This is a genomic window from Azospirillum sp. UENF 211521 (genome assembly GCF_058780535.1).
This window is the reverse complement of the sequence record NZ_JBSNCF010000005.1, coordinates 182105-197609: the sequence shown is the minus strand read 5'-3', so window position 1 is coordinate 197609 and position 15505 is coordinate 182105. Positions and strand designations below refer to the sequence as shown.

General features: G+C 68.7%; 18 protein-coding genes. 14 read left to right on the top strand and 4 right to left on the bottom strand.

Going from position 1 to position 15505, the window contains the following annotated elements; translation table 11 throughout:
* The first annotated feature begins 5 nt into the window (after nucleotides 1–5).
* Genes ACWPN5_RS30115 through ACWPN5_RS30095 form a run of 5 tightly spaced genes read left to right on the top strand, consistent with a single transcriptional unit; the run spans nucleotide 6 to nucleotide 3267 of the window.
* Nucleotides 6–596 carry a formate hydrogenlyase complex iron-sulfur subunit gene (locus ACWPN5_RS30115; protein ID WP_492299190.1) on the top strand — a complete coding sequence of 197 codons (591 nt, stop codon included), beginning with the start codon at nucleotides 6–8 and terminating at the stop codon, nucleotides 594–596.
* Nucleotides 593–1396 carry an NADH-quinone oxidoreductase subunit B family protein gene (locus ACWPN5_RS30110; protein ID WP_492299188.1) on the top strand — a complete coding sequence of 268 codons (804 nt, stop codon included), beginning with the start codon at nucleotides 593–595 and terminating at the stop codon, nucleotides 1394–1396. The genes ACWPN5_RS30115 and ACWPN5_RS30110 overlap by 4 nt, the downstream gene beginning before the upstream one ends.
* Nucleotides 1393–1860 carry a formate hydrogenlyase maturation protein HycH gene (gene hycH / locus ACWPN5_RS30105; protein ID WP_492299186.1) on the top strand — a complete coding sequence of 156 codons (468 nt, stop codon included), beginning with the start codon at nucleotides 1393–1395 and terminating at the stop codon, nucleotides 1858–1860. The genes ACWPN5_RS30110 and hycH overlap by 4 nt, the downstream gene beginning before the upstream one ends.
* Nucleotides 1857–2315, top strand: coding sequence for a hydrogenase maturation peptidase HycI (gene hycI, locus ACWPN5_RS30100; RefSeq protein ID WP_492299184.1), 459 nt, complete (start codon nucleotides 1857–1859; stop codon nucleotides 2313–2315). Before hycH ends, hycI begins: the two co-directional genes overlap by 4 nt.
* A 43-nt stretch (nucleotides 2316–2358) precedes the next feature.
* Complete coding sequence (locus ACWPN5_RS30095; protein WP_200477010.1) at nucleotides 2359–3267, top strand: formate/nitrite transporter family protein; 909 nt, start codon at nucleotides 2359–2361, stop codon at nucleotides 3265–3267.
* 78 nt (nucleotides 3268–3345) lie between these two features.
* Here the strand turns inward: ACWPN5_RS30095 and fdhD are convergent, their stop codons facing one another.
* Nucleotides 3346–4131, bottom strand: coding sequence for a formate dehydrogenase accessory sulfurtransferase FdhD (fdhD, locus tag ACWPN5_RS30090; protein ID WP_247888662.1), 786 nt, complete (start codon nucleotides 4129–4131; stop codon nucleotides 3346–3348).
* Nucleotides 4132–4667: 536 nt separating this feature from the next.
* Here fdhD and hypA point away from each other — a divergent pair.
* Genes hypA through ACWPN5_RS30075 form a run of 3 tightly spaced genes read left to right on the top strand, consistent with a single transcriptional unit; the run spans nucleotide 4668 to nucleotide 5912 of the window.
* Nucleotides 4668–5009 carry a hydrogenase maturation nickel metallochaperone HypA gene (gene hypA / locus ACWPN5_RS30085; protein ID WP_145675620.1) on the top strand — a complete coding sequence of 114 codons (342 nt, stop codon included), beginning with the start codon at nucleotides 4668–4670 and terminating at the stop codon, nucleotides 5007–5009.
* Nucleotides 5010–5032: 23 nt separating this feature from the next.
* A complete protein-coding gene (locus ACWPN5_RS30080; protein ID WP_492299181.1) occupies nucleotides 5033–5314 on the top strand; it encodes a HypC/HybG/HupF family hydrogenase formation chaperone in 282 nt (93 codons plus the stop codon).
* A gap of 43 nt (nucleotides 5315–5357) precedes the next feature.
* Complete coding sequence (locus ACWPN5_RS30075; protein ID WP_145684159.1) at nucleotides 5358–5912, top strand: HupE/UreJ family protein; 555 nt, start codon at nucleotides 5358–5360, stop codon at nucleotides 5910–5912.
* A gap of 193 nt (nucleotides 5913–6105) precedes the next feature.
* Here the strand turns inward: ACWPN5_RS30075 and ACWPN5_RS30070 are convergent, their stop codons facing one another.
* Nucleotides 6106–7278, bottom strand: a complete 1173-nt coding sequence (locus tag ACWPN5_RS30070; protein ID WP_145684162.1) for a hypothetical protein — start codon at nucleotides 7276–7278, stop codon at nucleotides 6106–6108.
* Nucleotides 7279–8115: 837 nt separating this feature from the next.
* Here ACWPN5_RS30070 and ACWPN5_RS30065 point away from each other — a divergent pair.
* From ACWPN5_RS30065 to ACWPN5_RS30050, 4 genes are all read left to right on the top strand, one after another.
* Nucleotides 8116–8925 (top strand): helix-turn-helix domain-containing protein, encoded by an 810-nt coding sequence (locus ACWPN5_RS30065; RefSeq protein WP_492299179.1) that lies wholly within the window; start codon nucleotides 8116–8118, stop codon nucleotides 8923–8925.
* Between the two features lie 93 nt (nucleotides 8926–9018).
* On the top strand, nucleotides 9019–9564 hold the full coding sequence (locus ACWPN5_RS30060; RefSeq protein ID WP_247888661.1) for a hypothetical protein: 546 nt from the start codon (nucleotides 9019–9021) through the stop codon (nucleotides 9562–9564).
* A 142-nt stretch (nucleotides 9565–9706) separates the two neighbouring features.
* Nucleotides 9707–10717, top strand: coding sequence for an AAA family ATPase (locus tag ACWPN5_RS30055; protein ID WP_145675626.1), 1011 nt, complete (start codon nucleotides 9707–9709; stop codon nucleotides 10715–10717).
* The gene (locus tag ACWPN5_RS30050; RefSeq protein ID WP_492299176.1) at nucleotides 10707–11654 is read left to right on the top strand and encodes a ParB/RepB/Spo0J family partition protein; all 948 of its coding nucleotides are present in this window, start codon (nucleotides 10707–10709) and stop codon (nucleotides 11652–11654) included. The genes ACWPN5_RS30055 and ACWPN5_RS30050 overlap by 11 nt, the downstream gene beginning before the upstream one ends.
* 214 nt (nucleotides 11655–11868) lie before the next feature.
* Here ACWPN5_RS30050 and ACWPN5_RS30045 read toward each other — a convergent pair whose 3' ends face one another.
* Nucleotides 11869–12471, bottom strand: coding sequence for a cysteine hydrolase family protein (locus ACWPN5_RS30045; protein WP_492299174.1), 603 nt, complete (start codon nucleotides 12469–12471; stop codon nucleotides 11869–11871).
* Between the two features lie 84 nt (nucleotides 12472–12555).
* On the opposite strand from ACWPN5_RS30045, the gene ACWPN5_RS30040 reads away from it, so the two are divergent.
* Nucleotides 12556–13470 (top strand): LysR family transcriptional regulator, encoded by a 915-nt coding sequence (locus ACWPN5_RS30040; protein WP_492299173.1) that lies wholly within the window; start codon nucleotides 12556–12558, stop codon nucleotides 13468–13470.
* On the opposite strand, the gene ACWPN5_RS30035 is transcribed toward ACWPN5_RS30040, so the two are convergent.
* Nucleotides 13437–14423 (bottom strand): MBL fold metallo-hydrolase, encoded by a 987-nt coding sequence (locus ACWPN5_RS30035; RefSeq protein WP_492299171.1) that lies wholly within the window; start codon nucleotides 14421–14423, stop codon nucleotides 13437–13439. The genes ACWPN5_RS30040 and ACWPN5_RS30035 overlap by 34 nt on opposite strands.
* A 148-nt stretch (nucleotides 14424–14571) precedes the next feature.
* On the opposite strand from ACWPN5_RS30035, the gene ACWPN5_RS30030 reads away from it, so the two are divergent.
* Nucleotides 14572–15477 (top strand): LysR family transcriptional regulator, encoded by a 906-nt coding sequence (locus tag ACWPN5_RS30030; RefSeq protein WP_200477002.1) that lies wholly within the window; start codon nucleotides 14572–14574, stop codon nucleotides 15475–15477.
* Nucleotides 15478–15505: the final 28 nt, after the last annotated feature.

The following is a 15505-nucleotide window of genomic DNA, read 5'->3' as shown; positions in this document are numbered from 1 at the left end:
GACCAATGCTCAAGCTACTCAAGGAAATCCTCCGCACGGGCGAGGCGACGGTCAAGTACCCCTTCGCCCCGATGGAGGTCTGCAAGGACTTCCGCGGCAAGCCGGAACACCGGGCGGCGGACTGCATCGCGTGTGCTGCCTGCACCGTCGCCTGCCCGGCCAACGCCATCCAGATGGAGACCGACACCGCCGCCGGCAGCCGCACCTGGTCGATCAACTACGGGCGCTGCGTCTTCTGCGGCCGCTGCGAGGAATCCTGCCCGACCGGCGCCATCCGCCTGTCCGCCGATTTCGAGCTGGCGGTGGGCAGCAAGGCCGACCTGACGCGGAAGGCCGTCTTCACGCTGGCCGGCTGCGCCTGCTGCGGCAAGCCCTTCGCCCCGGCCAAGGAGGTCGACTACGTCGCCCGCCTGCTGGGCCAAAGCGCCCGCAGCGCCGAGGAGGCGGAGCGGCTGCGCCTGACCGCCGCGACCTGCCCGGCCTGCAAGCGCGCCCAGGACGTCCAGCAGATCGCCAGCATGGGGATCGCCCGGCAGATGGACGCCGGGCATTCTGAATCCGAACACGCGGTCAAGGAACGGGAGACCACGCCATGAACGCCCCACTCGCTCCCAACGCCCTGATGGCGGAGATGTCGCCGGTCTCCACCAGCGACCAGATCGCCACGATGAAGACGGCGCTGCTGAAGACCATCCAGCGCTCCGCCTACGTCTATCGCGTCGATTGCGGCGGCTGCAACGGCTGCGAGATCGAGATCTTCTCGTCCATCACCCCGGTGTTCGACGCGGAACGCTTCGGCATCAAGGTGGTGGCCTCGCCCCGCCACGCCGACATCCTGCTGTTCACCGGGGCGGTGACCCGCTCCATGCGGATGCCGGCGCTGCGCGCCTATGAGGCGGCACCCGACCCGAAGATCGTCGTCTCCTACGGCGCCTGCGGCTGCACCGGCGGCATCTTCCACGACCTCTACTGCGTCTGGGGCGGCACCGACAACATCGTGCCGGTGGACGTCTACATCCCCGGCTGCCCGCCGACGCCGGCCGCGACCATCCACGGCTTCGCCGTGGCGCTCGGCCTGCTGGAGCAAAAGCTGAAGGCCGAAACCCACGTCGAGGCCACGGGCGAGGCCGCCACCCTGCCCCACCCGGACATCCCCTACGCGCTGCGGGTCCGGCTGGAGCGCGAGGCGCGGCGCATGGCCGGCTACCGCCAGGGCCACACCATCGTGGAGGAGTTCATGGCCCTGCTGGAAGGGCATGCGCGCGCCCCCGGAGCCCTGACCCTGCCCGACCGCATGACGGCGGCCGTCGCCGCGGAACGCGACCCGCGCCGCGCCGAGATCATCGGCCGGCTGGCCGAGGTCGTGCAGCGGACCATCCGGGGAGAGGCGCCATGAGCACCCTCGCGCACGCCGACCCCGGCTCCATCCCCGGCCTGCGCAGCGGCCGCGGCCGGGAGCCGGAGGTGGTCTTCTACCAACTGAACGCCAAGGTGCTGGAGCGCAAGGAGGACATCCCGGAGGACGCCCGGCAGGTGGTCTATTATTCGCTGGCCATCGGGCATCACATCGGGGTCTTCGACTGCTTCAAGCCGGCCTTCCGCTGCCCCACCGCGCTGTTCGACCGCGTCCTGGACGCGCTGCAAGACCACGAGGAGGCGCACCGCAAGCTGTCCGGCCTGCTCCGCTTCGGCGAGATCACGGTGGACGGCACCCACACCCGGCCGCTGCTGGCGGCCATCGCTGCGGCGCGGCCGGCCGCCCCGCCCGACGTGGCGGCGTGGCTGGACGGGCTGGGCACGGCGCTGGAAGCCATCCGGCGCGAACCGGCGATCTATCTGATGGGGAGACGGTTGTCATGACCGATGTCGTGTTCACGGTTGGGAACGTCCTGCGCGGCGACGACGGCGCCGGCCCGCTGCTGGCCCAACTGCTCGAGGATCTGCCCGCCCCCGGCTGGACCGTGGTGGATGGGGAGGATGTCCCGGAAAACCACACCCACCACGTCCGCTCGCTGGCGCCGCGCCGGGTGCTGATCGTCGACGCCGCCGACATGCAGCTGCCGCCGGGCGCGGTCCGGCTGATCGAGCAGGACAGCGTCGCCGAGCAGTTCATGGTCACCACCCACGCCATCCCGCTCAACTTCCTGATCGACAGCCTGCGCGAGACCGTGCCGGAGATCCTGTTCCTGGGCATCCAGCCGGAGGACACCAGCTTCTTCGCGCCGGTCACCAGCACCGTCCGCAACTCCGTGGAGGCCGTTCACGACCGGCTGGTCCGCGGCGAGGGATTCGAGGCCTACGAGACGGTGGGCTGATCCGCTGTTCGGGGCAACCCAAGACATCTGAAGGAGTTTCGCCATGGGGGACTCTGCGTCGAAAGACACGCCGGTTCTCGGCATGGACGCCTATGCGCCCGCTGAGATCCAGGACAAGGTCGAAAAGCTGGGGGTGAAGAAGGCGACGATGCCGTTCCTGCCCAGCTTCATGCTGGCGGTGGTCGCCGGCGGCGGCATCGGGTTGGGCGGCATGTTCTTCGTCATCGTGCTGGCCGACCCCGCCCTCAGCTTCGCGGTCCAGCGGCTGCTCGGCGGGCTGGTCTTCTCGCTCGGCCTGTCGCTGGTCATGGTCGGCGGGGCGGAGCTGTTCACCGGCAACTGCCTGATCGTGATGGCGCGGGCCAACGGCCAGATCAGCACGGCCCAGGTCCTGCGCAACTGGGCGACGATCTGGATCGGCAACGCCGTCGGGGCCATCGGCCTCGTCGTCCTGATCTACCTGTCGCACCACACCGAGATGAACAACGGTGCCGTCGGCGCCGCCGTCCTGAAGCTCGCCATCGGCAAGATCGCCCCGGACGCCGTGACGATCTTCTTCAAGGGCATCCTGTGCAACCTGCTGGTCTGCCTGGCGGTGTGGCTCGCCTACGCCGGCCGCACGGTGACCGATAAGATCGTCGCCCTGACCCTGCCGGTCGCCGCCTTCGTCGCCGCCGGCTTCGAGCACTGCATCGCCAACCTGTATTTCCTGCCGCTGGCCTATTTGCTGAAGGTGACGGGCCATGTCCCGGCCGGGCTGGACGTCTCGATGATCACGCCGGGCGGCATCCTGCACAACCTGCTGTTCGCCACGCTGGGCAACATCGTCGGCGGCTCGGTGTTCGTCGGCGGCATCTATTGGCTGATCTACCGCAAGGGCCTCGGCGGCCTGACCCCGCTGCCGCCGCGCAAGCCGCTGCCGTCGATCGGGCAACCGGCGGCGACCCATTGACCGTAAAAAAACCGCGGGCTGGCGATGAACCAGCCCGCGGTTCTTTTTGATTGCGGTGCTTTTTGATTCAGGTGCGGTTCACGCGGGCGTCGCGACCCGCGACGGGACGGCGTAGACCGTCAGACGGCTTTCGCGCACGAAGGCGACGACCCCCACCTCCACCGTCGCGGCGAAGCCCAGGCACAGCGAGGTCGGGGCGGAGATGGCCGCGATCAGCGGGATGCCGGCGGCGGCCGTCTTGTGGACCAACTCGAAGGAGCAGCGGCTCGACACCACGACGAAGCCGCCGGTGGGGTCGATGCGGGCGCGGGCCAGCGCCCCGATCAGCTTGTCGAGCGCGTTGTGCCGGCCGACGTCCTCGCGCACCGCCACCAGTTCGCCGTCGGGCCGGGCGAAGCCGGCGGCATGGACCGCCCCGGTCTCCCGGTTCAGGCTCTGTCCCGACGGTAAGGCCGCCATGGCGCGGCGGATCGCCTCCGGCGCGAAGCGGGCGTCGGAGCGGAGCGGGTCGAGCGGCCTCAGGGTGTCCGCGAAACTGTCGGTGCCGCAGCGGCCGCAGCCGGAACCGCCCATCAGGTTGCGCTTGCGGCGCAGCAGGGCGGCCAGCCGCTCCACCGGCACCTGCATGCGGATGCGCACTCCGTCCGTCACCTCGTCGACGGCGGTGACGGCCAGTTCGTCGGCGCTGCCGACGATCCCCTCGCTGAGGGAGAAACCGGTGGCGAAATCCTCCAGGTCGGTGGGAGTCGCCAGCATGACGGCGAAGAGGTCGTCGGCGTACAGCAGCCCGATGGGCACCTCGTCGACGATCTTCTCCTCCCGCCGGTCGATGCCCGCCCCGGTGCAGACGGTTGCCGGCACCATCCGGAATCCCTGATGGGAAAGCGGACGGGACGGGGAGGACGGCGCGGAGAGCGGGGCCGGACAGGCGATTGCATGTTCCATGATGTGGCCGAAACCCTGGCTGTGGCGGCACCGCCGGACCGGCGCCCGCTGTCCAACTCTGCACCCAACCGACACACAGCGACATGCGGCATTCCGGCTCACCACAAATATTCAACAGTCCATTTAGAATAAGAACAACTTATTGCACCATAAAAACCGATTATCGATCACTTTTTGTCAATCAACGCCGCGACGCCTTTCTTATTTGATGTTTGCAACACTCATCAATCAATGGTATTTCTTGAGAACGGTTGAACAAACCGCCTTTCCAGGCAGCCTGCCAGCGACCCGTCATCTCGATTGTTCCAACGATGATGCGCCAGGGCATGGTCGATCCGCCACGGAGATTTCCAACCAGGACCCGAAGCCACCGACTTCCGGCCCATCGCTCGACCAGCACGGAACCGGCGCCTCTCCTGAATCGGGACCACCGGCTCTCACAGCGGAGAAGGACGATGCATGAGCTTTCCTTGTGCGAACGGTTGCTGGAGATGCTGGAGGAGGCGTCGCAGCGCCACGCCTTCCAGCGGGTCACACGGATCAAGCTGGCGGTGGGCCAGTTCGCCTGCGTCGATCCGGACGCCCTTCGCTTCGCCTTCGACGTGATCCGACGCGACACGCTGGCCGGCGGCGCGACGGTCGACATCCAGCAACCGCCCGGGCTGGTCTGGTGCGAGGACTGCGCCGACGAGAGGGAGGTTCCGACGCGGATCGCCCCCTGCCCGGCCTGCGGCGGCCTGCGCCTGACCCCGCGCGGCGGCGACGACCTGACGCTTGTGGAACTGGAAGTGGCGTGACCGCCGCGACAAGGAGTCCCGCCATGTGCCTTGGAGTCCCGGCCAGGATCATCGCCATCGCCGATGCCGGGCGGATGCTTGCCGTCGCCGACATCCTGGGCGAACGGCGGGAGGTCGACCTGTCCTGCATCGCCGACCCGGACGAAGCCCTGTCCGATCAGGTCGGGCGGTGGGTCCTGGTCCATCTCGGCTTCGCCCTTTCCCGCGTCGAGGAAGCCGACGCACGGGTCACCCTCGACCTGCTTCGCCAAATCGACGAGGCGGAAGCCGGGAAAGGGCACCTGAAGGCCTCCCTGCTCGCCTGACCAGTGCGACGCGGCCGGCCGAACCCAACAGGAGATCGTTCCTATGAACCGGTTGATTTCCGCCGGCCTCGCCGGCGTTCTTTCGGTGGCGCTGGCGCTGCCCGCGGCTGCCCACACCGGCCATGCCGGCGACGCGATGTTCGTCCAGGGGCTCCTCCACCCGCTGACCGGCATCGACCATCTGCTGGCCATGGTGGCGGTCGGCGTCTGGGCTGCGCAGAATGGCGGCCGTGCGCTCTGGCTGCTGCCGATGGCCTTCATCGCCATGCTGTCCGCCGGTGCCGCGCTCGGCATCGCCGGAATCGAGCTTCCGGCGGTCGAGGCCGGAATCGCCGCCTCGGTGGCGGTGCTCGGCCTGCTGGTGCTGCTGAACAAGCGCGTGCCGGCCACCGCCGCCGCGCTCCTCGTCGGTGCCTTCGCCGTTCTGCACGGTCACGCCCACGGCACCGAGATGCCGCAGGCCGCGGACCCGCTTCTCTACGGGCTGGGCTTCGTGCTTTCCACCGCGCTGCTGCACGGCACCGGCATCGCGCTCGGTCTGGCCCGCCATCTCCCACGGCGGCTGCTTGCCCTCCGTGCGCTGCAACGGCCGGAGTGAGGCGAGCGCACCACGACACCCAAGCGGAAAAACCCGCGCTTATCCCTCAAGCCGAACTCCCGCCGCCCCCTTTGTCACCAGGGGCGGTGGGAGCGCATCACTTGCGCCGCTGTCCTGCCGGACGCGCAGGGTGGAAATGTGGAGCCGCCGAGATGGCCGGCCCTCCCCTCTCAGGCTGCGCGGCGGTTGCCCCTCAGGCGTCACGCTCCAACAGGGGCGCCGGCTTTTCGACCGCCCTGGACGCCCGGTCACGGCGAAGCCGGGTGCCGGCCAACCGATCCACGCGCTGGAACGGTCCGTGCGGCGTGCCCCCCATCTGCGCCAGGGTATCCTCGGCCTGCGCCTTGGCCAAGCGGGCCATCTCGATTTCCGCCCGGAAGGCGGCGGATGGCGTCAGCGTGTAGATCTCGTCGTCGATCGAACGGCCCTGGACCTGCCGTTCCAGCTCGAAGGGCTCGATGATGCCAGCGTCCTGGACCGCCGCCAGCGAATCCCGGATGGTGCTGAGCGTGTCGCGGAAGCGTGAGCGCTCGGTCATGCCGCTGTCGCGGATGATGGACCGCGCGTTGATGACGATCGGCTCGTCCAGGCTCCCCGCCTCGTAGTACCAGGACAGCATCTTGTAGATCCACCGGCCCACCGGCGGCAGGCAGATCAGGGTCTCGTAGGAGACCATCCGGTAGCGCAGGTTGCGGATGTCGCTTGCCACCAGATCGTTGAACTTCAGGTAAGCCATGGTGCCGCCGTTGACGCCGGCCTGACCCTTCACCTTCTTGGTGCCGAAATGCAGCGTGGGGAAGGCGGAGCTCGACAGCACGGCCTCCTTGGTGCCGTCGTCGACCGTCACCTCGACGACGCTCTTGTGCAGGATGGTCAGGGCGTCGCGGATCTCGTAGTGGGACAGGGTCTTGTTGACCTTGGCCAGTTCCTTCTGGATCTCGTGCAGCGAGAAACGCAGGACGATCTCGTCGTGCTTGTCCAGGCTGAGGCGGGCGCGCCGGGTGGCGATCAGGCGAACCACCTCCTCGACGATCTGTTCCCGGTTGCCGGGCATCACGACCTTCCAGCGGCTCTTGTCGTCCTTGGCCCCGTCGTCATCACCGCCGTCGGAGCGCAGGCGCAGGCTGACCGGGTTGATGGTCAGCCGGTAGGAGCGGCCACCGGCCTGGAAATGCCGGTCGATCGGCGTCTCCACCATGTCGTCGCCGAAGAAGAACCGCGGAGCGGTGTCCCACAGCCCAAACGCGTTCGTCCGGCGCGGTTCGCCCTGCTGGACCGCCAGATTCTCGGTCTCGAAAAGCAGCAGTTGAACCGCATCCGGTCCGGTGCTGGCCGAATTGGTCAGCTTCGTCGACGTCTGGGCCATGCCGGTCGCTCCTTCATCCACGCCGAGCGTAGGGCGGGATCGGCTCCGGTGCAACGCACGCCGGCGCAGCCCCCATGGGAACACGAGGTTCTGCGCGCGCTGTTCTAGGATGAGCGCGCGCATCATCTAGGAATGACGCGCGCATGGGCGCGCTCCCCCCTGCCGCTTCTAGGTTTGGCGCGCGGTTGCCGCCCGAATCGGGCAATTCCGCACGACTCGGGAGTCGCGGTTCTAGGTTTGACGCGCGGTTCATCCCAGCGGCCTTCGGCAGTGGGCCGACAACATCTTGTCGCTCATGAAGGCTCACCCCACCGGATATCGGGCTGCAAGCCCCCGAAACGCGCGTGCTTCCTTGGTTTTCAGATCAGACGGAGCGCCTGAAGCGCGCGCTGCTCCTATGAAACACGCGGTCGAAGACGCGCTGGCGCGGGAGGGTATGTAGGAATGGCGCGCGCTGAATCCGGCCGGTTGTGCGCTTGTGCCCCCATCCACGCGCGCGCTGTTCCTAGAACCCCCGCCACTCTGCGATGCGCCGCTGGATTTTCCGAGCCCGCTGGCCGCGCGCCAATCCTAGAAGATGTGCGCGCGAAACCCAGAGAGTCCGAGTCCGCCCGATTCTCGGGCATGCGCGCGCCAAACCTAGAACAGGCGCGCCTTGGTCCTAGAAATCCGCGCGGACATCCTCGAACACCGCGCGTGGAACCTTCCATGAGCGCGCGGCAAACCTTCAATGAGCGCGCGCCCATCCTGGAACGGCGCCGAGTCCCGGTTGCGGTGACACGCAAGGCTCCCAAGCATGACGGGGAAACGGGACGAGACTCCGGAGCCAGAGCGACCATGACCACATCGACCGACCCGATCAGCCGCTGGGGCAAGATTCCCGCCTGGTGGCTTGACCACCCCGATCTCGAGGCCGACGGATTCGCCGTCCTGGCGGCGCTGGCCACCTACGCCGACGAGCAGGGAGTCTGCTGGCCGTCGCAGTCGACGCTGGCGGCCAAACTCAAGCGGTCCCGCCCGACGATCAACCGCATTCTGCAGCGCCTCGACGACATGGGTCTGGTCCGCATCGAACACCGCCGCGGTCGCGACGGCTCCCGGCTGTCCTGCCTCTACCGGCTGCGCGTCGAGCGGGACGGGGAAACGGCCGACGAAGCCGCCACGCGCCCTGTTTCGGACATCGACAGGGATGACTCGGAGGCGGACGTCCCCTGTCCGCCGGCGAGTCAGGAACAGCTCCATTCCGAACAGATTCCGGACTCGCTCGCTTCGGGCGGGCGCAGGCTGGCGCATGAGGTGCCGGCGGATTGGGTTCCGAGCGCCGACGACCTTGCCTGGGCACGCAGCCGCTTCGACGCCGTCGACATCGGCCGGCATGTCGAGGGGTTCGTCCTGCGCTGCCAAGCCCACGGCTACCGCTACCGGGACATCTCCGCCGCCTGGCGCGCTTGGCTGGCCCAGGACGAGGCGGCCGGGAAGGCACCGGCCGTGAAGACTGCGGCCGTGAAGACTGCGGCAGCCGCCGACATCACGCCACCGCCGTCCAGCCGGCCGCGGGAAAGCGCCGCCGAGCAGCGCATCAATGCGTGGCTGGCCGTCGCCGCTCGGCTCAAGGGCACGCCGCCGGCCCCCCGTTCCTGCTCCTGAGGAGACCCAACCATGTCCGCCGCCGTGATGCCGTTGCCGGAACGTTCGCCGCTCCCGTTCGATCCCACGATGCCGTCCTCGGACCGATGCCGGTTGCTCGAATCCGCCTTCCCGGAGCCGCTGCGGGACGTCCTGGCCGCCGGCCATTTGGACCACCGCCCACGCTTCAACGAGGACGGCTTCGAGGGGCTTCAGGAAACCTGGACGCCGCCGGCGACCGTCACGGTCCGGCAGGCGGCCATGGCGCAGCGGGTGCTGGCCGACCTGGAGGGCTCCATCCTGGCCCCGGCGGAACCCGACCGGCTGCTCGGCCGCGTCTTGGCGCTGCTGTCGCACTATCCGGCCAAGGGGCTGACTCCCGATGTCGAGCAGCTGGTCGCCCTGGACTGGGTCGACGATCTCGGCGAGTTCCCGGCCTGGGCGATCGATCAGGCGGCGCGCTCCTGGCGGCGGTCGAAGAAGTGGAGGCCGAGCATCGCGGAGATCCGGGCGCTGTGCGAGGAGGCCTGCGCGAAGGAGCGTGTGCTTGCCGGGCGGCTGCGGACGATTGTTCGGGCGGGGCATGTTGCCGCAACATCGGGGCCCGTGCCGGGGGCCTTGCGGACCATGGGGGCACCGGGGCTTCGACGGATGCCTTGAATTTGCTGGAGTTCCAGGCCTGGGTGTGACCGCTCGGACAACACCGAAGGAGCGGATCGTTGCCGCACCCCCTGTCACCTTGACCGGAGCCGCACCCCTTCATAGAGTGCGACCAGGGATGTGCGCCAGGAAGGGGAAATCCATGCGTGGCGAGGACATGCGCAGTTACCGCGAGGGCCGCGGGCTCAGCCAGCCTGATTTCGCGGTCTTTCTGAACGAGGGCCTTGGGCGCCGGTACGGCCGCCAGCAGATCTCCCGCTGGGAGAACGGCGCCGAGCGGATTCCCGAAGCGGTGGCCGGCCTGCTTCGCAAGGAGATGCTGGGGCCCGAGGCTGTGCACGGCCCGGCGCTGGTCACCGTCCTGACCAACCAGAAGGGCGGCGTCGGGAAGACGACGACGGCTGTGAACGTCGCGACCATCATCGCGCAGAACGGCTCGAAGACCCTGCTGATCGACGCGGATGCGCAGGCGAACGCCACCCTGCACCTCGGCGTTAACGCTATGGAGCGGGAGGAGCAAGCCCGGACCCTGTACGACGCCCTGCTCGGCAAGGCGGACATCCGGGACTGCGTCCTGACGATGGACCGATCCGGCCTGGACCTGTTGCCCTCCAGCATCCGGCTGTCGCAGGGCGAGGTCGAGCTGGCGGCGAAGCCGGCCCCGAACTTCACCCTGCGCGGCTGTCTTGCCGAGATCCGGAAGCGCTACGATCACATCATCATCGACTGCCCGCCCAACCTGGGACAGATGACGCTCAACGGGCTGACGGCGGCCGATCTCGTCCTCATCCCCTGCCAGGCGGAACTGATGGCGATCGCCGGTGTCGATTACCTGCTCAAGACGATCGACGAATTGCAGCGGCTGTGCCACCCGACGCTGAACATCCTTGGCCTGCTGCCGACCATGTACACCCAGCGCAACACGCAGGACCGCGAAAGCCTCAGCCTCATCCATGAGCGCTATGGCAAGACCATGCGCGTGTTCGAGCCGGTGCCGCGCTCGACCACCTACGCGCAGGCCGTTGCCGCCGGCCGCGCCACCATCGAGGTGGCTCCGGAGGTTGCCGGTGCCCCCGCCTTCAACACCATCGCAAGCGCACTGATGGCCGAGCGGGCGAAGCGCTTCGGCTCGGAGGTCTCCCATGCCGCCTAAGATCCAGCGCTCCAACCCCGCCTTTTTCGGGACGAAGCCGGCAACCGTGGCGGCCGGAGAGCCCGAGCGTCGGGCCTCGACGGTGGGCGTCCTGGTCGGCGCTCCTGAAAACGCGGCCCGGATCGTCCATCTGCCGGTGGACCTCGTCGACGACAACCCTCACCAGACGCGGACCCATTTCGACCCGTCGGACCTCGCGGCCCTGCAGCAGTCCATTTCCACGCACGGCCTGCAGCAGCCGATCGGTGTCCGGCAGAAGGACGACGGCCGGTATCGGCTGGTGTTCGGTGAACGCAGGCTGCGCTGCGTCCGCGCCCTGGGCCAGCGGACCATCGCCTGCGTGCTTGTCGGCGCCGAACTTGACGATGCCGAGATCACCGTCGTCGAGAACATGCTGCGGACGGACCTCAACCCCTTCGAGCAGGCCGACGCGATGGCGCTCCTCAAGGAGCGTCGCAGCTGCACGAACGTCGACGTTGGGCGCATCGTCGGCATGGACCGGAGCGACGTCTCGCGGACGTTGCTGCTCCGCAACCTTCCGGCCGAGATCCGCGCGGAGTACGAGCAGCAGGCCGAAAAGCCCGCCCGATACAAGCTGTGGAAGATCGCCGCCCTGGCCTCCCCCGAGGAGCAGATCGCCGCTTGGCAGGCGATGATCGGCAACGACGAGGCTGTCACGCTTGCGGCAGACGATCAGGCCCTGGATGAGAGGGCCGAGGCCGACGACGGCCGCCGGCGCGATATTCGTCGGGATTCCTCTGCCGTTACCCTGAGCGCGTTCAGTTTGCGCGTCGCCCGGCACTTCCAGCGGTCGCGGGACGCCCTTCTGGCCTTCCAGGACAAGCCGAAGCGGCTTGAGGACAGCGATCGTCAAATGCTGAGTGACATGAAGGCCGCGATCGAGAAGATCCTGGCCGTGGACGCCGATCCGGCGTGACCACCGGCGGCGTGGAAATTTCCACGCCGCGACTGTCGCCGCCACGACGACGACGGATGGCTTGATCGACCGGCCACGGCCATCGCTTGCCATCCGTCGCCCCCGCTCCGACGATGAAGCGTGGAAATTTCCACGCGCGTTTTTCGCTCACACCGTAAGACGGCACTCCCCTTTTCTAGGCGTCTGCCACGGGGACGCAGTCGCCACGATGCCCTCAATCCCAGGCCCGGCTGTCCTTGACGACCACCGCGAAGCGGTCGGCCAAGGCCGCGAGATTGGCGCGGTGCAGCGCCGCGGCCGGAATCACGCCGCCATTCCCGTCCGGAAGGTCGCGGGTGGCGCCGGCCGCGTCCACCACGGTGGTCCGCCAGCCGAGGTCGAGGGCGGCGCGCACCGTGCTGCTGACACACATGTGGGTCTGGAAGCCGGCGACGATCAGCTCCGTGCGCCCGGTGGCGCGGATCAGAGCGTCCAGCTCCGTTCCGGCGAAGGCGTTGGGCAGACGCTTCACCACCACCCTCTCGCCGTCCTGCGGAGTCAGCGGGGCGACGATGCCGGCCAGCGGCCCGTCCGGGTCGAACAGGGCGCCGCCGGGCTTGCCGTGGTGGACGATGTGGAAGATCGGAACGCCGGCCCTGCGCGCCCGCTCCAGCAGGCGCGCGGCTTCGGCCACCGCGGCCTCCACCCCGACCAGGGGAAGGGCGCCTTCGATGTATTCGCGCTGGGCGTCGATCAGCAGCAGCGCCGCGGAGTCGAGCGGGCTCGGCGTGGCGGGGGCGCCGGCGAGGGCGAGCAGGGTCTTCGGGGTGGCGCTCATGGTGGTTGGGGCTCCGGAACGGGGAAAGGTCGGGGCGCAGTGTGCCCCGTGTGCTTTTGCCCGGATATCCGCTAGGTTTGCGCAATGACTGTTCATAAACAGACAGCCTCCCTCAATTGGGACGATCTGCGGATCTTCCTGGAGCTTGCCCGCACCGGCAGCCTGTCGGCGGCGGCGCGCGCGCTGCGGATCAGCCACGCGACGGTCGGGCGCCGCGTCGCCGCGCTCGAGGAGGGGCTGGGCCGCCGTCTGGTGGAGCGGCGTGCCGACGGCTACGGCCTGACCGCGGACGGCGAGGCGGTCTTCGCGCTGGCTGACGGGATGGACGAGCGCGCGCTGGCCATCCTGCGCCAAGCGTCGAGCCAGGGCGGGCGCGAAGCCGGGCTGACCGGCACCGTCCGGCTGACCACCACCCCGGCGCTGGCCGACCGCTTCCTGATGCCGCGGCTGGGTCCGTTCCGCACCCGCCATCCGAGGATCGACCTGGAGGTGATGGTGGACAACCGTTCGCTCAGCCTCGCGCGGCGGGAGGCTGACATCGCCATCCGGCTCGCCCGGCCGCAGCATGGCGACCTGATCGCGCGGCGGCTCGCCACCATGGGCTACGGCCTGTTCACCGCCGCCGGTGCGCCCGACGCGGTGATCGGCTATGACGAGGCGCTGGCTGACTTGCCGGAGGCGGTCTGGCTGGCCCGCCATATGGTTGGGCGCCGCGTCGCCTTCCGCTCCAACAGCCTGCAGACCCAGCTCGCGGCGGCGAAGGCGGGGTTCGGGGTGGCGCTGCTGCCCTTCTGGCTGGCGGCGGGGGAACCGGACTTGATGCCGGTGCCTGGTGAGGCGCCGCCGCTGGAGCGCGAGGTCTGGCTGGTGCTGCACCCGGACCTGCGCGACGTGCCGCGGGTGCGGGCGGTGATCGAGCATCTGGTCGTGCTGTTCACGGCGGAGTTCGCCGCCGCACCGGATCGTCAGAACTGCCAGTTCGCGGGGACCCAGGCGTAGCCGCCGTCGGTCTTGAGCATCCGTCCGAGGCCGGGAAACGGAAAATGGAAGCCCAGCACGGGGATGCGGTCGGCGGCGGCCCGGTCGAAGATGCGCCGGCGCGAGGCGAGCGCCGTGTCCTTGTCGCGATCGGGGCCGGGACGCCAGGGGTTGTCGACGTTGACGACCGGGTGATAGGCGAGGTCGGCGGTCAGCAGCAGCTGGTCGTTTCCGGAATGGACAAGGAAGGTCGCCATGCCCGGCGTATGGCCGGAAGCGACGATCGTCGTGAGGCCCGGCACGATCTCGGCCCCGGCGTCATAGAGTTCGACATCCTTCCCGACCGGTTCGAGGCTGCTCTTGATCGCGGCGGCGAAGCGCCGGCGGAAATCCTCCGGAACCGGCATGTAGGACAGATCCGGATCGTTGCGGACGAAGAAATCCCAGTCCGCCCGCGGCACGAAGACAGTGGCCCGGGGAAACGCCTTGCCGCCGCTCGCGGTCCTGAGATTGCCGATGTGGTCGGGATGGGTGTGCGAGATCACGATGGCGTCGATGTCCGCGGGGCCGAGCCCGATCGCCGCGAGGTTCTGGAAGATCCGACCGCCGTTCGGCCCCATCGTCGCGCCCGCGCCGGCCTCGACGAGGATCCGCCGTCCCCCGGTTTCGATCAGAAGGGTGTTCAGGTTCAACGTCATGTGGTCCGTCGACAGGAAGGCGCGGCGCAGCACCTCCTGAAGCTCCGCTTCGGGGGCATCGCTGGCGTAGACGCGGGGCGGACCGCCGATCACGCCGTCGCTCAACACCGTCGCGCCGATGTCGCCGACGCGGAACCGGTAATGGCCGGCGTTGCCGCTCGCGGGGGGTGGCGGCGATTGCGCCTCCGCGCCTCCGCCGCCGGCAACGAACAGGGTGGGGGCGCCGACGACCGCGGAAAGCATGATCGTGCGTCGGTTCAGGGTGAACGCGTTCATCGCTGTTTCCTTCTGAGTTGGGCGCCCCTCCGCCGCTTCCGTCTGCGGTGGAGGGGGCGCGACAATCAACCGCAGATCGACCATGACACGGTGTGATTGCGCTGATAAGCTCGGCAAATCTGAGCAGCTTGATTAGGCCAGCTTTGCAATGAACCCGATCCGCCTGGACAGCTTCGACGTGTTCGTGGCGATCGTGCGCTGTGGCGGCTTCCGCGCGGCGGCGTTCGAGCGGGGCGTCTCGTCATCGGCCTTGAGCCAGACGATGAACGCCCTGGAGGAGGCGCTCGGCATCCGGCTGCTCAACCGGACGACGCGGAGCGTGTCGCCGACGGAGGCCGGGCAGCGCCTGCTCGATCGCCTGGCCCCGGCCTTGAGCGACATCCAGCGCGCGATCGCCGAGGTCGACGAGCTGAGGGACAGCCCGTCGGGAACCTTGCGGATCAACGCGCCGGCCCCCGCCATCGACCATCTCCTCTGTCCGCTGGTGTTCGACTTCATGGACGCCTATCCCGAGGTGAAGATCGAGATCATCAGCGACGCGGCGGTGATCGACATCGTGGAGCAGGGATTCGACGCCGGCGTCCGCTTCGGCAAGCAGTTGGCGCAGGACATGATCGCGGTCCCCTTCGGGCCGTCGCTCCGATACGCGATCATCGCCGCACCGGACTACATCGCCCGGCATGGGCGGCCGGAGACGCCGCACGCCCTGGTCGGCCATGACTGCATCCGGCGGCGGTTTCCCGGCGGCACCCTGGTCACCTGGCGGTTCGCCCAGGGGGACGAGGAGCTGGAGGTCACGCCGGCGGGACGTCTGACGGTCAGCACGGTGCACAACGAGCTTCAGGCCGCCCTGGCCGGCCGGGGCATCGCCCATGTCCTGGACGATTATGCGAAACCCCATGTCCGCGACGGGCGGCTGGTGGAGCTTTTCCCGGACTGGAGCCCCACCTTGCCGCATTGGTTCCTCTATTACCCCAACCGCCGCCTTCCCAGCGCGGCGATGCGGGCGTTCCTCGATCACATGAAAGGCTACGACTGGACGGCCGGCGGCTGAACGGAGGGTTTTTGCGCGCCGGCCCGGG